The organism is Croceicoccus hydrothermalis, assembly GCF_022378335.1.
GTDB lineage: Bacteria > Pseudomonadota > Alphaproteobacteria > Sphingomonadales > Sphingomonadaceae > Croceicoccus > Croceicoccus hydrothermalis.
The window spans coordinates 1-13,514 of record NZ_JAIQCI010000022.1 but is presented as its reverse complement, the minus strand read 5'-3'; the positions used below and the strand labels follow the sequence as shown (position 1 = coordinate 13,514).

Here is a 13,514-nt window from a genome sequence, read left to right as displayed (position 1 = left end):
GGCTGCTACATCCCGTAGAATATCACGAGCAGGATCGAAAGCGTCGTCGCCATCAACAGCACGAGCGGCACGCCGGTCCGAAGGTAATCGGCAAAGTCGTAGCCGCCCTCCTCCATGATCAGCATGTTGGTCTGATACGCGATCGGCGTTGCGTAGCACAGGTTGCAGCCGAACAGCACGGCGAGGATCAACGGCTCTTGCGGCAAGCCGAGCGTATTGGCGATGTTGAAGGCAATCGGCGTGCCGACGGTTGCGGCCGCCGCATTGGACGCAAAATTGGTCAGCAGCGTCACGAAGAGCATGATGGCAACCAACACGCCCGCGGCCGGCAGATATTGCAGGCCCGCCGACATCACCAGGCCAAGCCACTCCGCCGCCCCGCTTTCGAGGATGATGCGTCCGATGGCGATGCTCGCCGCGACGAGCACGATGACATTGGCGGATAGCGCGCGGCCCACCCGGTCGAACTTGACGCAGCCGGTCACGAACATCGCGATCGCCCCGCCCAGCGCCGACACCGCGATCGGCCACAGCCCGATGCTGGCCGAAAGAACCGCGCCGAGCATGATCGCGGCGGCCAGCACCGCCTTCGACCGGCGGGGCACTTCCTTCGCCCCTTCGAGCAGGAGCAGCCGGTCCGTCTCTGCAAATTCCTCGATCTCGGCGAGCGACCCCATGACGAGCAGCACATCGCCGACCTTGAGCGTGAGTTCGGAATATTCGTGGCGGCCGCGATCGTCCGATTTGGTCTGCTGATGAATGCCCAGCACGGCGACGCCGAATTGCCCCGCGACGCCGGATGACGGAATGGTCAGCCCGACAAGACGCGATTCGGCGGTAATCGCCATTTCGACGACGATCACGTCGAGCTTTTGCCGACGCGCGGCGGCGCGGATACGTTCCACCACCCAGGCCGGCGCGACCCGCCCCTTGAAAATGCGCATCGCCTCTTCGAGCGCGCGATGCGTGCCGCTTACCGGAATGCGGGAACTCGCCGTGATCTGCCGGTCCTGCGGCCCTTCGAAGGCGAAACCTTCGGGCAGGCGATCGGCAAGGTCGTTCGGCGTCATGCCGATCAGCTCATTGTCCTCATCGATACGCAGCGTTGCGGAAAACCGCCGCTTCGTCCGCATCGCGGTCAGGCCGTTGTCCGGCAGGAGCCGCGGCATGACCAGCCAGAGATAGGGGATCGCCACCAGCGCGGCGAGCAATACTATCGGCGTGAAATCGAACACGCGCAGCGGCGGCATGCCCAGATCCTCGGCAATCGACACGACGAGCAGGTTGGTCGACGTGCCGATCGTCGTCGCCATCCCGCCGATCAACACCGCAGCATTGAGCGGGATCAGCGTTTTGGACGCGGGCATCGCGCCGCGTTCAGCAAGCTGCACGAACACCGGAAGCAGGAGCACCAGCACCGGCGTGTCGTTGACCATCATCGACAGCCCCATCGCCAGCATGAGCGAGACCAGCATGCCGACCTGCGGATTGAACTTCCACACCCGGTCGAGAAACAGCGTGGCCGGCTCCAGCGCGCCTGTGACCACGAGCCCCCGGCCCATGATCATCAGCGCGCAAATGGTGATGAGCGCCGGGTGGCCGAAACCGCTGAACGCGACGGCGAGCCCGGCATTGCGGTCGATGGAATCGAGCGGCCAGAAATACAGGCCCAGCGCGATGATCGCGATGGTGACGAGGCTGACGATTTCGGTCTTGATCCGCCCGCGGGCAAAGGCGACGAACATCGCGATCGTCAACGCCATCGCGGCGGCGGCGTGATAGGACGGTAAGCCCGGCATAGCCCAAAAGTCCTAACACCCTGCGACGCGAAGCGCCATATGGCACCGCGATCCGTCAGGGGGCGATGTTCGCCCTTACATGAAATGGTGCCCCTGGCCCGACTCGAACGGGCACGTCTTGCGACAAACGATTTTGAGTCGTTCGCGTCTACCATTCCGCCACAGGGGCATGACCGCCTGCGATACAGACGATGCCAACCGGCCTTAGCCGGGTGGGCTGCGCGCATCAATCCCCCTTGAGCGCGCCGACGAGAAGCTTGTGCAGCCGCGAATGGATCGCGTCGTTCCCGGCCAGGACGGTCTTGTCGCACACCGGGAGCGATCGCCCCTTCCAGTCGGACACGAAACCGCCCGCCTCGCGGATGAGCAGGCATCCGGCGGCCGTGTCCCATGGGCTGAGATCGCTTTCCCAGAACCCTTCGTAACGGCCGGCCGCCACCCATGCGAGATCGAGCGAGGCCGCACCGAACCGGCGCAGCCCGGCCACCCGCGGGCCGATGGCATTGGCGATCTTGGACCATTCGGCGAAATTGCCATGTCCGCCATAGGGCGTGCCCGTCGCGATCAGCGAATCGGCAAGATCGCGGCGCGCCGACACGCGCAGCCGCGCATCGTGCAGCCACGCCCCGCGCGATTTTTCGGCCCAGAAGCTTTCATCCGTGATCGGCTGATAGACCAGCGCGGCGGTCACCTCGCCCCAGCCGCTACGGTCGAGCTTGGGCTCCTGCACCGCGATCGAAATTGCGAAATGCGGCATGCCGTGAAGGAAATTGGTCGTCCCGTCGAGCGGATCGATAATGAAGCGCGGCTTGTCGTCGTCGCCCTCGATCGTGCCGCCTTCCTCCATGAGAAAGCCCCAGCCCGGCCGTGCGGCACGCAGTTCGTCCCACAATGTGCGTTCGGCGGCGCGGTCGGCCTTCGATACGAAATCGGCCGGTCCCTTGCGGCTGACCTGAAGGTGCTCGACCTCGCCGAAATCGCGGCGCAGGCGCGAACCCGCCTTGCGCGCGGCGCGTTCCATGACGCGGATGATGCCGGAAAGGGCCATTCTACTATTCGCTTTTCAAATCAGGGACGTAAGGGAAAGATCAGCTGACCTTGCCGACATAGCTGCGCTCGTACACATCGACGATGATGCGCGTGCCGCTTTCGATATGGGGCGGAACCATGACGCGCACGCCATTGTCGAGCACGGCCGGCTTGTAACTGGACGAGGCGGTCTGCCCCTTCACCACGGCGTCGGCCTCGACGACCTCGGCCTCGACCTGTTCGGGAAGCGCCACGCTGATCGGGCGTTCGTCATACATTTCGAGCGTGACCTGCATGCCGTCCTGAAGGAAGGCGGCCGCATCGCCGAGCAGGTCGGCGGGAAGCTGGATCTGTTCGAACGTGTCGGTATCCATGAAGACGAGGCTTTCGTCGTCGGCATACAGATACTGAAAATCCTTGAGGTCGAGGCGCACTTTCTCGACCGTGTCGGCGCTGCGGAAACGCACATTGGTCTTCCGCCCGTCGATCAGGTTCTTCATCTCGACCTGCATGTACGCGCCGCCCTTGCCGGGCTGCGTGTGCTGAATCTTGGCGACTTTCCAGATGCCTTTTTCATATTCGAGAATATTGCCGGGGCGAATGTCGACGCCGCTGATCTTCATGGGTGTGGACCTTGAATGGTTTGCAAAAAAATGTCGATTGTTCGGATATGTCGCGGCCCTTAGCCGGTGCGACCTTCTGGCACAAGGCGCAGCATGGATCGGCGCCCCCGCGTTATCGGGCCATCATGGGCGCGGCCCGGCCACGTCACCCCCGCGCGTCGAGCCATGCGTCGACCGCGGCGAGCGCATCGGCAATCACCCGGTCCTGCGGTTTGGCGGCATCGACCACGACATGCGCTGTGCGATCCGCCGCCGCCTGATCGAGGAAGGATTGCCGCACGCGCCGGTGAAACTCCTGCGTCAGTGTTTCGAAACGATCCTCCCCGCTGCCATCGCTGGCCAATCGCTTGCGACTGCGCGCAAGGCCGGTTTCGGCGTCAATGTCGAGAACGACGGTCAGGTCGGGGAAGAATTCGCCGATCGTACGGGCGTGCAACATGCGGATGAAATCCACCGGAAGCCCGCGCCCCGCCCCCTGATACGCGATGGTGGAGCCGACGAATCGGTCGCACACGACCCAGCGCCCGGCATCGAGCGCGGGGCGGATCGTGCGCCGCACATGTTCGATCCGCGCCGCCGTCATCAACAACAGCTCGGACCGATCATCCCAGGAATCATCCGCGCCCGACAGGATCAATGCGCGGATCGCATCGCCCTGCGGCGATCCACCCGGCTCGCGCGTGGCCACCACATCCCTGCCGCGCCGCGTCAAATGATCGGCAAGCGCCTTCGCAAAACCGGTCTTGCCGCAACCGTCGATCCCCTCGACCGCGATGAAAACCCCCGTCAATCGACCAGTCCCAGCAAACCGTTGCGCAATTGCTGCCAGCGATTGGCGGGCGCGACATCCTCCATCGCGACAAGATCCATTCGGCTCGCCTTGCCATTGCCGTTTTTGACGTGCAGTTCGGCGATGCGCTCCCCCTTGCGGATCGGCGCGACGACCGGACCTTGGTAGACGATGCGGACCGACGGGTTCGGCGCGTTGCCGATGGGGGTCGTGACGAAGACGGGCCGGGGCGCGGCAACCGCGACGCTGGTGTGGCTGCCGCCCTGCACCTTGACCCGGCCGATTTCGGCGCCCTTCCCGAACAATCGCGTTGCCGACCATTCATCGAAACCCCATTCCATGAATTCGCGCGAGATCTCCTTGCGCTCCCGCGAGGTTTCGGTGTTGCCAACCACCATGATGAGCCGGCGGCCATCCCGCTGTGCCGAACCGACAAAGCCATAGCCCGCCTCGTTGGTGAAGCCGGTCTTCAACCCGTCCGCGCCCGCCACCGCGCCCAAAATCGGGTTGTGATGCTTGTGCGTGATGTCGTTGAAGCTGAACTCCTCCATCGCGAAATAGCGGCGGTAGAGATCGGGATGATCGGTCAGGATCGCCTTCGTCAGCTTGGCGAGATCGCGCGCGCTGGTATAGGTGCGCCCCTCGTCCGGCCAGCCATTGGGCGTATTGAAATGGCTGTCGGTCATGCGAAGCTTGCGCGCCTGGGCATTCATTTCACGGGTAAAGCCGTCGACGCTGCCCGAAACCCCCTTTGCCAGCACGACGCAGCCGTCGTTGGCCGACACGGTCACGATCCCGGCGAGCAGCGTATCGATGGTGATCCGGTCGCCTGCGCGCACGAACATGGACGAACCGCGCCGGCTCCACTGCCGCGCGGTTTCGGGATCGACGGTGATGACCTGATCGAGAGCGATGCGCCCCTCCTTCACCATTTCAAACGCGGTGTAGGCGGTCATCAGCTTCGTCAACGAGGCGGGAATGAACCGCCGGTCGGTTTCGCGCGCGAGCAGGGTCCGGTTGGAGCCGAGATCGTACATCAGCGCGATGGGCGCGCCGTCGAGGCTTTTCGGCGGGGCGGGTGCAGGCGGCGAGACGGGGGCAACCGACGCCGCGCCCCCCGCCCCGTCGCCGCGATCCGCCTGTGCGTAAAGCAGCGGCGCGCAGCCCACGGCCACGGCCGCAGTCAGGCCGAAAAGCGTTCGGCGAAGGGTCATTCCGGTCATGTCATTCCGTCATCAGCGCGGCGGCGCCAAATCAACGCCTTATCGCATCCGCCAGAAGCCCTACCGAAAGCGCATAATAGTTGGAACAGTTGTAATCCAGAATCACGCGATAGTTGGAGGTCAGCAGATAGGCGGTGTTCCCGCGCCCGTCGGGCTCGAACAATACGGCGAAACTGTCGTCGGGGATCGCGCCTTGCGGACGAATGCCGAGCGCCTTCCATTCGCGTACCGTTTTCCACTGGCTGTGACGGGCAAAAACGCGCGGACAGCGGGGCGCGACAAGATCGGTGCGTTGCGGCCCCATGTCGAACCCTGCGGGCACCGCGGCGGGCACGCCCCACGGTTCCCCCGGACGCCACCCGGCGCTCCTGAAATAATTGGCGATGGAATGCAGCGTATCGGCATTGCTGTTCCAGATATCGCGGTCCCCGTCCCCGTCCCCGTCGACGGCGAGGCGCAGCCACACGCTCGGCAAAAATTGCGGATTGCCGAACGCACCGGCCCAGCTTCCCTCAAGCTGCGAACGTGCGACACCCTGATCGATCATCTTGAGCGCGGCGATCAGCTCGCCCTCGAACAGGTCGCGGCGGCGCCCTTCATAGGCAAGCGTCGCGAGCGAGCGCGGCAGATCGAACCCGCCCATGTAGCTGCCGTAATTGGTCTCATGCCCCCAGATCGCGACGAGCACCTCGCCCGGCACGCCATAGCGCCGCTCGATCTCCGGAAAGAGCGAGGCATTGCGGGTATAGGCGCGAATCCCGCCATTGATCCGCGCGGAATCGACATGACGCTCGCGATAAGGGGCGAAAGGCGGCGGAACCGAATTGGGGTTGGACGCCTGCGGCCGGTCGAGTTCGACCACGCGGGGATTGAGCGTAAGCCCCGAAAGCCCCGCGGCGATCGCGCGGTCCGACACGCCCTGCTGCCGCGCGCGGGCGGCAACCTGATCGAGATAGGCATCAAAGCCCGCCTGCGTGAGCGTTTGTGCCGATGACGGCGCGGCCAGAAAAAGCGCGACGGCGGCACCGGCGAACGAGGGGAAGCGCACGGCGGCGCGAAGATTTTTCAGCATGTTCAGGTCCATGGCACAGGAATAGGGCCGTGTGAATTGGGACATGCGACGAATGCCCCCCGATGCGCGATGTGGCGTGACAAACCCGGCGCTTTTGGCTAGCGACGCAGCCGCGATTGTCGCAACGACAATGGCGATCATGTGGAAGCGTGGCCGAGCGGTTGAAGGCACCAGTCTTGAAAACTGGCATACGGGCAACCGTATCGTGGGTTCGAATCCCACCGCTTCCGCCAAAGGGCTGTTTGATGCAGTCCGATACCGTCCAGGAAGCCGTCCAACCCTTTACAATTCTGCTGTTTATGGCTCCAATGGCGTCCGACCCTATCCGCCCCTAGCCGAGTGCATTCGGGGGTATATTGGGGGTAGCGAGAACGCGATTTGGGGGTAGCGGATGCTTACGGACAAGGCGGTGCGGGCAGCGTGTCCAAAGGACAAGGCCTACAAGGTTTCCGACAGCGGCGGGCTTTTTTTGCATGTATCACCGAAGAATCACAAAAGCTGGCGTTTCAAATATCGGTTCGACAAGAAAGAGCAGCTGCTGACCCTTGGGGTCTATCCTGAAACCTCATTGGCGAATGCCCGCGAAAAGCGGGACGATGCGCGCAAGCTGCTGCGAGATGGACGTGATCCCCGTCATACGTCGAAACGGGCAAAGCTTGTGGGCGGCCGCGATGGCGTGCCCGTGCTGGAGCAATGCGCCCGTGAATGGCACCGATTACAGTCGCCACAATGGAAGCCGGTGCATGCAAACGATGTCATTACTAGCCTGGAACGCGATATCTTTCCCGGTCTCGGCACGATGCCGCTGGACGAAATCGACAAGCCGCTGCTGCTGTCGGTGCTTCGGGCTATCGAGAACCGGGGGGCCATCGAAACCGCCCGCCGGGTGAAGCAGCGCGTGGCGCAGATATACGATTATGCCAATGCGCATGGTGCTCGGCTGGAAAACCCGGCAGTCGGGATCGACGGGGCATTGAAGCCACTGCCGCCATCGAAACGCTATCCTGCCTTGGTCAATCTCAATGAGATACGCACGCTTCTGACCGACATCGACCGCGCAGGTGCATCGCCTGTAACCCGTCTGGCTGGCAGGTTCCTCGCCTTGACGGCGCAGCGACCCGGAATGGTCCGCAATTTGCAGTGGAACGAGATCGGCGGCATCGATTGGGATGACCCGAATAGCCAACAATCCGAAGCAATGTGGAAGGTGCCGGCTGACAAGATCAAGCAGGAACTCCATCTGCGCAGCAACGAGGCTTTCGACCATCCCGTTCCGCTTTCCACGCAGGCTGTCGAGACGCTATGCGCCGTTCGCTGCCTCACCGGCCAGGCGCCCTATGTGTTTCCCGGTACTCGCTCGGTGCATCAGCCGATAAGCGAGAACGCAATCGGTTACCTCTACAACCGCGAAGGATACAAAGGCCGTCATGTTCCCCATGGTTGGCGATCGAGCTTTTCGACGATCATGAACGAACAGGCCGAACGCGAACTGGGACAGGATTTGCGTTTGCTGGCGGATCGGATGATCCTCGATCTGATGCTGGCACATACGCCGCCGGGCATGAGCGCCAGCGAATTGCGCTATAATCGCGCGAAGTACATGCCAAGACGACGCGAACTGGCACAACGCTGGGCCGACCTCATCATGGCAGGGGCCATGCCGTATGATGAGATAATCGATAGCCCTCGACGCAAACGGCGCTGATCAGTGCGTCTGTCCAGCAGCCTGCTCTTCGACCCACAGCAGAACATCGCTTTTCCTCCAGCGAGTGCTTCTGCCCAATTTGATGCCATCAGGAAACTGCCCGTTCTGAATGCGGGCATAGATCGTCGAGCGGCTGAGACTGATAATGTCCGAAACTGCTTTGATATCGATAAGCTCTATCTCCGAACTCGCCCTATTCGCTGGCATTTGCGCGACGGAATTTTCCGTATCCTTGGGTACAGCAACCAAATTCCGACGGGCAACCGCGCGCCGTGCACGTAGCTGCGAATTGGTTGCTTCTTCGATCTGCTGATTGGACAAAGGGCCATACGGCTTCAATTTCGCCAGCCAATCGTCGAACTGTTCGCTGTCGACGAATATGCGATGGGTCGGTGTAGCCTGCGGATTCATCCAGCATTCTAGGTTGAACGTCCCAGTCGCAAAGCGTGGCAATGGATTGTCGATCTCCCATAACGCGCTATCGATGGGCGTTACCTCCCCGCCGTTCAGGGGGCGGGCGAAAGTCGCAATTCTTCCGGCGATAAATTGCTCTGCCATCGTTTCTGCGTCGATACAGACGAGGTGGCGGCATGCATCGTTCTTACCATCATCCTCTGGTGCGGAGAATATCTCGGGCAATTCATAAGCCTGAAAACCCGCAAGTAGCGATACGACATCGGCAAAGGCAGCGGTCAAAGTGATCCGACCCTTGGAAGGCAAATAAGTGCCGCCAAGATACGGCGACCAGGGTTCAATGTTCATCGTCATTGCAACGATGTATCGCACATTGCATGACAAAGTATCAATGGCGGCTTTGCGCCCCAACTTCGGTCATCGCTGCTATCTTCGCGCGAACCTGAAAGCGGACCTTCGTTCAGACTGCTGGGGACGGCTGCTTCGCGCTCTATTCTGTTGAAGAAGTCGCTGCTGTTGCGGGCAGAGGATTGCGGCTGCCAGCAGGTTAGCGGACTTGCCGCTTCTCTCAGCTGAGTGCGAGGCCCGGGATCGGCTTCATCTTGGCGAGTTTGCGGAGGTTTTGGGCTGCGGCTGCGAGGTGGAACTCGTCTTTGGCTCCGTTCGGACCGCGCAGGCGCAAGCGGTCCAGCTTGAGGATGCGTTTGAGATGGGCGAACAGCATTTCGACCTTCTTCCGCTGCCGGGATGAGACGAGGTATGCATCGGTCGTGGCGATATCGCGGGCCATATCGCGCGCGCCTTCGTGAATCGAGCGGGTCACCTTGCGCGCGGCCATGTTCGGCGTGCAGAGCTGCCGGAAGGTGCAGGCTTGGCAGTCCTGCTGCCGCGCGCGGTAGCGGATTGATCCATCCTTATCGACACCGCTGCGCGGGGTGCTAAAGTTGCGGTTAGACCGTCGCAGGCGATTGCCGCCCGGGCAGATATAGTTGTCGTCCTCGTGGTCGTAGATGAAGTCCGATCGGGCGAACGTGCCATCGTTGCGCGCGGATTTTTCGAACACCGGGATATGCGGCTCGATACCTCGGTCTTCGACCAGCCAGGCCAGGTTCGGCGCGGAGCCGTAGGCGGTATCGGCAACCAGCTTCTCGGGCCAAAGGCCGAACCGCTCCTGCGTGCGTTCGATCATCCGACGCTGGGCGAGCACCTCGGCCTGGCGGATCGCGGTCGTTGCTTCGACATCGACGATGACCGCGTGGTCGAGATCGATGAGGTAATTGGTCGAGTAGGCGTAGAAGGCCCGCTCGCGCGTAGCTGCGGTCCACCGCGCTGCCGGGTCGGTCAGGTTGATCCGCTTGGGCGTTACTGGCGTTGATCCGCCAAAGGCTGCATCGTCGAGTACCTCCAGATACTCGGCAACCGCCCGCCCCGCGGCCTTGGGCGGCAGCCCTTCCTCGCCCGGCACCGAACGCTGGCGGTGGACATCGGCGCGGATCAGGCTGGCATCGACCGCAAAGCCCTCGGCACCCACCAGTCCCTCGGCCATGCAGCGCTCGACGGTCATCTCGAACAGCTGGCGCAAGAGATCGCTGTCGCGAAACCGCCCGTGTCGGTTCTTCGAGAAGGTCGAGTGGTCGGGCACCGCCCCATCGAGATCGAGACGACAGAACCAGCGATAGGCGAGGTTGAGGTGCACCTCCTCGCACAGCCGCCGTTCCGACCGGATGCCCATGCAATAGCCGATTATCAGCATCCGGATCATCAGCTCGGGATCGATTGATGGTCGACCGGTCGAACTATAAAACGGCTTCAGGTGCTCGCGTATGCCATCGAGATCAACGAACCGGTCGATCGAACGCAGCAGGTGATCGCCCGGAACATGATCCTCGATGCGGAAGCTGTAGAACAGCGCCTCCTGCATCACCGTCCGCTCGCCCATCATCAGCATATCTCCTGCTCGTGAGGATCACTGAATCAGCAGGTTAGCCGATCTGCAAGCGGAGTTTTTCAACAGAATACGCTCCAACTTCGGTCATTCGATCGCTCAAGCGACGGTGGCAACAGCGGCCGTTTTTAGGCCAGCATGGCTGACCGCGATTGGGTGGGCAGGCGACCCTGTACATCTGTCAGGATCGCCACTATCGCGGAGAGGAAGCATATCGGACAGAACTAGGCGGAACAGTCAATGAGGACGCAATGCCGGTCGACATAATGAACGTATTTACGCCGGCACTTGCAATTGGCGATCCAGCTCGATTTGCTGGGCGCCAAGAGCAACTCGACGCTGTTTCAATTGCTCTTCAGTCCGAGGGCACTCAGATCGTCATCTATGGCAACCGTGGAGTGGGTAAATCGTCACTGGCGAGGCAGCTCGCCGCGATCGCTCAGGGAGACCAGACGGTCATCGACCGACTGAACTTCAAACCTCCTACGACGCCCGATTATCTTGTTATCAATATCGAATGCGACGATAGCGTGCTTGATCTGCGCGCGCTAATCCTTCGGCTCCTTACTGACGACGATGCGCTCGCGCCCTGGATCCCTTTCAAGGTGGAGAAGACCACGGCGGGCAGCGAGCTTGGGGCTAGTCTTAATGTTAAGGTACTCGCGATATCCGGCAAGTTAACCAACAGTGACACCCTCGAACGTGAGGCCGTCGAGCAGGATTTATACTCTACCTTCGGCAATGCGATCGCACATATCCTTTCTACCGGCGTGGTTTCTGGCATCCTCTTCATCATCGACGAGGTAGACCGAATTAGGAATCGAGACGATTTACCATCCGTAGTTAGGGCTCGCGGGGCTGATCCACGCGTGAAATTCGCGCTTGTTGGAGTGGGAACCACGCCACAAGAACTGATCGCTGGTCACGAATCAATCGTTCGCCAGATATCTGACGGCTGCGTTGAAATGCCCCCTATGAGCGCCGTTGAGTTGCGGGCTATCTTTGACAATGCTCATCAGGCGCTAATAGAAGAAGACATCGCCTTCGGTGATGATGCGCAAGACTGGATCATCGAGATTGCAAAGGGGCACCCCTACTACGTGCATTTGCTGGGAAAGCATTGTCTCATCCGTGCGGTGTCGATAGGTGAGAGGTTAATAACCGAAGCATTGGCACGTGACGTCCTTGCTGAAATTGCAAACAAGGGCACGGCGAAGGTTCAAGAGGCAGCATATCTTAAGGCAATCGGCCACTCCTTCGTTCGAGAGTTTGTTTTAAAAGCTTTTGCAGAGGAGGAGCGGGATGAGATCAACACGAGCATTGTTTACCCAAAAATCTCTTCAGCACGTAACATGGACACGGGCACCGTCTCTGTTTACGTCGGACACCTAGTGTCTGATAAGTTCGGTGGAGTGCTCGAGAAGACGAGAGAACGTCACTACCGGTTCAAGGACAGCTTGTTCAAGGCATACGCTGCCGCTCGGCCGTTCCAATACACGCCCGACAAACTTGAGCAGGACGAACACGAAGCGATCACGTCGTAGTAACGGATCGCTGCAGAAATCTGGGAAACCGCGGCTCCGAACGGCCGCTGCTGGGTCTTAGGCGCTCGACCAGCGCAATGCCGTTGTCCGTTTCGCGCAACTTGACGACCGAAACCTACCGGTCCGAAACCGGCCCAGTTTCTGCCGATCGACCATTGCCGACGAATGGCAGGGTTCAGGGTCGTCGGAAGATGATCGCTATGGCCGCGATGGGGTGGGAAGCCGACATTCTTTTGCGCAGTCCCCTGTAGAGAAAGCCCTAATTCCGGAGGCCGGCGAGCAAGCCTTCGAACTCAAGATCGTATTTGAGAGCGAGCTGGCGAAACGCCGCAGCTAATTGATGCAGTTCCGTCTTGCCTGCGCAACTGTGTTGTGCAGCCTTAGACTTCCGCCCCGCCATGCCGATCGCCAGTTCGAGGCTTGCCCCGTCGAGGCAGATCACGTCCTTAGAACCATAATAAGGTAATTGAGCAAGGCGGCGCAGATCCGTTTCGGTGAGGCGCCCGACGAGATCTTCGGCATCGGCATCCGACACGGCTACTTCACGACGCCTCGTCACAACCTCGCCACCACGCTCCCACCGATAGCCCGCTATCCGCATCATCCACACACCGTCCGTGCGATAGACCATCACCTGTTGCGATGCGGGAGCTGGAATCAAGCTTCCTCGGAATGTCGCCGAATAGGCGGGGGTCTGCTCTGACAGTTCACCGCACACGTCTTTCAAATGATAGTCCCGGGCAGGATCAACTTCAGGGCAGGGGATATTCACAGAGTTCGCACTCGTAATCAATAACCCTGCCATCATCGCAATGAGCATGGATTAGTCTCCCTGGGTGATCGCTACTTGACGATATTCAAACACGATAACTCTGCCGCAATGGGGTGGTTTTGCGACCGTTAACTTCTAGGTCGGGATAGCCGAAAAACGGCCATTCTTTGCGGGATGGCCTCGCAAAAATATTCCAATTTCGTGAAAGCTACCATCTTCCCGAAACCGGAGCGACAACATTAAACAGGAATATCATCGCTGCGGGTTGGGCGCTTCTGCCGGCGCTGATGGGTGTCACCATTAAGCGGTTTTGAAGCAGCAAACCTACTGGAAACCTTCTACGACAAAAGCGATAGAATAGAAATTTGAAAGCAAATATTATGCAGATTAGATCGCGAACCCTATCTTCCGTTATTCTGGCATGCGCTGCGCTTGCTAGCGCTAGCTGTGATCGGAGCGGTTCAATTGATCCTGCCACAAATCAAGCAGACTTGATTCCAGAATCAGGTAAACTTCTAGCCCGTCCTATTCATGAGGCTACCGCTTCGTGTTGTTCGGACGGCGATGTGGCGGTGCCTGATTGATCAAGGCGCACGCC

Annotated in this window: 11 protein-coding genes and 2 tRNA genes; 3 read left to right on the top strand and 10 right to left on the bottom strand. The window is 60.6% G+C overall.

All coding sequences use genetic code 11. The features are described 5' to 3' along the window. Positions 1-5 precede the first annotated feature (5 nt). The 7 genes from K4G67_RS13140 to K4G67_RS13110 all read right to left on the bottom strand — a co-directional run bounded on the left by K4G67_RS13140 (position 6) and on the right by K4G67_RS13110 (position 6,536). Complete coding sequence (locus K4G67_RS13140) at positions 6-1,799, bottom strand: SLC13 family permease (protein ID WP_239806817.1); 1,794 nt, start codon at positions 1,797-1,799, stop codon at positions 6-8. Between the two features lie 85 nt (positions 1,800-1,884). Continuing rightward, positions 1,885-1,968: transfer RNA gene (locus K4G67_RS13135), tRNA-Leu, on the bottom strand. A 57-nt stretch (positions 1,969-2,025) separates the two neighbouring features. Then, positions 2,026-2,847, bottom strand: coding sequence for an inositol monophosphatase family protein (locus K4G67_RS13130; RefSeq protein WP_202084868.1), 822 nt, complete (start codon positions 2,845-2,847; stop codon positions 2,026-2,028). A gap of 40 nt (positions 2,848-2,887) precedes the next feature. Continuing rightward, positions 2,888-3,451 carry an elongation factor P gene (efp, locus tag K4G67_RS13125; protein WP_239806816.1) on the bottom strand — a complete coding sequence of 188 codons (564 nt, stop codon included), beginning with the start codon at positions 3,449-3,451 and terminating at the stop codon, positions 2,888-2,890. Positions 3,452-3,596: 145 nt separating this feature from the next. Continuing rightward, positions 3,597-4,241 carry a dTMP kinase gene (gene tmk / locus K4G67_RS13120; protein WP_239806815.1) on the bottom strand — a complete coding sequence of 215 codons (645 nt, stop codon included), beginning with the start codon at positions 4,239-4,241 and terminating at the stop codon, positions 3,597-3,599. Then, positions 4,238-5,464, bottom strand: coding sequence for a D-alanyl-D-alanine carboxypeptidase family protein (locus tag K4G67_RS13115; protein WP_239806814.1), 1,227 nt, complete (start codon positions 5,462-5,464; stop codon positions 4,238-4,240). Before K4G67_RS13115 ends, tmk begins: the two co-directional genes overlap by 4 nt. A 31-nt stretch (positions 5,465-5,495) precedes the next feature. Further along, positions 5,496-6,536 carry a lytic murein transglycosylase gene (locus K4G67_RS13110; protein WP_420830041.1) on the bottom strand — a complete coding sequence of 347 codons (1,041 nt, stop codon included), beginning with the start codon at positions 6,534-6,536 and terminating at the stop codon, positions 5,496-5,498. Between the two features lie 143 nt (positions 6,537-6,679). Between K4G67_RS13110 and K4G67_RS13105 the strand changes: the two genes are divergently transcribed. Continuing rightward, positions 6,680-6,769, top strand: a tRNA-Ser gene (locus K4G67_RS13105). Between the two features lie 158 nt (positions 6,770-6,927). After that, positions 6,928-8,241, top strand: a complete 1,314-nt coding sequence (locus tag K4G67_RS13100; RefSeq protein ID WP_239806812.1) for a tyrosine-type recombinase/integrase — start codon at positions 6,928-6,930, stop codon at positions 8,239-8,241. Here the strand turns inward: K4G67_RS13100 and K4G67_RS13095 are convergent, their stop codons facing one another. Further along, the gene (locus K4G67_RS13095; protein WP_239806811.1) at positions 8,242-9,003 is read right to left on the bottom strand and encodes a helix-turn-helix transcriptional regulator; all 762 of its coding nucleotides are present in this window, start codon (positions 9,001-9,003) and stop codon (positions 8,242-8,244) included. A gap of 220 nt (positions 9,004-9,223) precedes the next feature. Further along, positions 9,224-10,597 carry a transposase gene (locus K4G67_RS13090; protein ID WP_239806810.1) on the bottom strand — a complete coding sequence of 458 codons (1,374 nt, stop codon included), beginning with the start codon at positions 10,595-10,597 and terminating at the stop codon, positions 9,224-9,226. A 254-nt stretch (positions 10,598-10,851) separates the two neighbouring features. Between K4G67_RS13090 and K4G67_RS13085 the strand changes: the two genes are divergently transcribed. Next, complete coding sequence (locus K4G67_RS13085; RefSeq protein ID WP_239806809.1) at positions 10,852-12,144, top strand: AAA family ATPase; 1,293 nt, start codon at positions 10,852-10,854, stop codon at positions 12,142-12,144. A gap of 259 nt (positions 12,145-12,403) precedes the next feature. Here the strand turns inward: K4G67_RS13085 and K4G67_RS13080 are convergent, their stop codons facing one another. Beyond that, positions 12,404-12,964, bottom strand: coding sequence for a hypothetical protein (locus K4G67_RS13080; RefSeq protein ID WP_239806808.1), 561 nt, complete (start codon positions 12,962-12,964; stop codon positions 12,404-12,406). Positions 12,965-13,514 lie beyond the last annotated feature (550 nt).

Excerpts from the sequence above, each read along its gene's own strand:
- K4G67_RS13140 (WP_239806817.1), bottom strand. The coding sequence starts at position 1,799 with ATGCCGGGCTTACCGTCCTATCACGCCGCCGCCGCGATGGCGTTGACG.
- K4G67_RS13130 (WP_202084868.1), bottom strand. The coding sequence starts at position 2,847 with ATGGCCCTTTCCGGCATCATCCGCGTCATGGAACGCGCCGCGCGCAAG.
- efp (WP_239806816.1), bottom strand. The coding sequence starts at position 3,451 with ATGAAGATCAGCGGCGTCGACATTCGCCCCGGCAATATTCTCGAATAT.
- K4G67_RS13115 (WP_239806814.1), bottom strand. The coding sequence starts at position 5,464 with ATGACCGGAATGACCCTTCGCCGAACGCTTTTCGGCCTGACTGCGGCC.
- K4G67_RS13110 (WP_420830041.1), bottom strand. The coding sequence starts at position 6,536 with ATGCTGAAAAATCTTCGCGCCGCCGTGCGCTTCCCCTCGTTCGCCGGT.
- K4G67_RS13100 (WP_239806812.1), top strand. The coding sequence starts at position 6,928 with ATGCTTACGGACAAGGCGGTGCGGGCAGCGTGTCCAAAGGACAAGGCC.
- K4G67_RS13095 (WP_239806811.1), bottom strand. The coding sequence starts at position 9,003 with ATGAACATTGAACCCTGGTCGCCGTATCTTGGCGGCACTTATTTGCCT.
- K4G67_RS13090 (WP_239806810.1), bottom strand. The coding sequence starts at position 10,597 with ATGATGGGCGAGCGGACGGTGATGCAGGAGGCGCTGTTCTACAGCTTC.
- K4G67_RS13085 (WP_239806809.1), top strand. The coding sequence starts at position 10,852 with ATGCCGGTCGACATAATGAACGTATTTACGCCGGCACTTGCAATTGGC.
- K4G67_RS13080 (WP_239806808.1), bottom strand. The coding sequence starts at position 12,964 with ATGCTCATTGCGATGATGGCAGGGTTATTGATTACGAGTGCGAACTCT.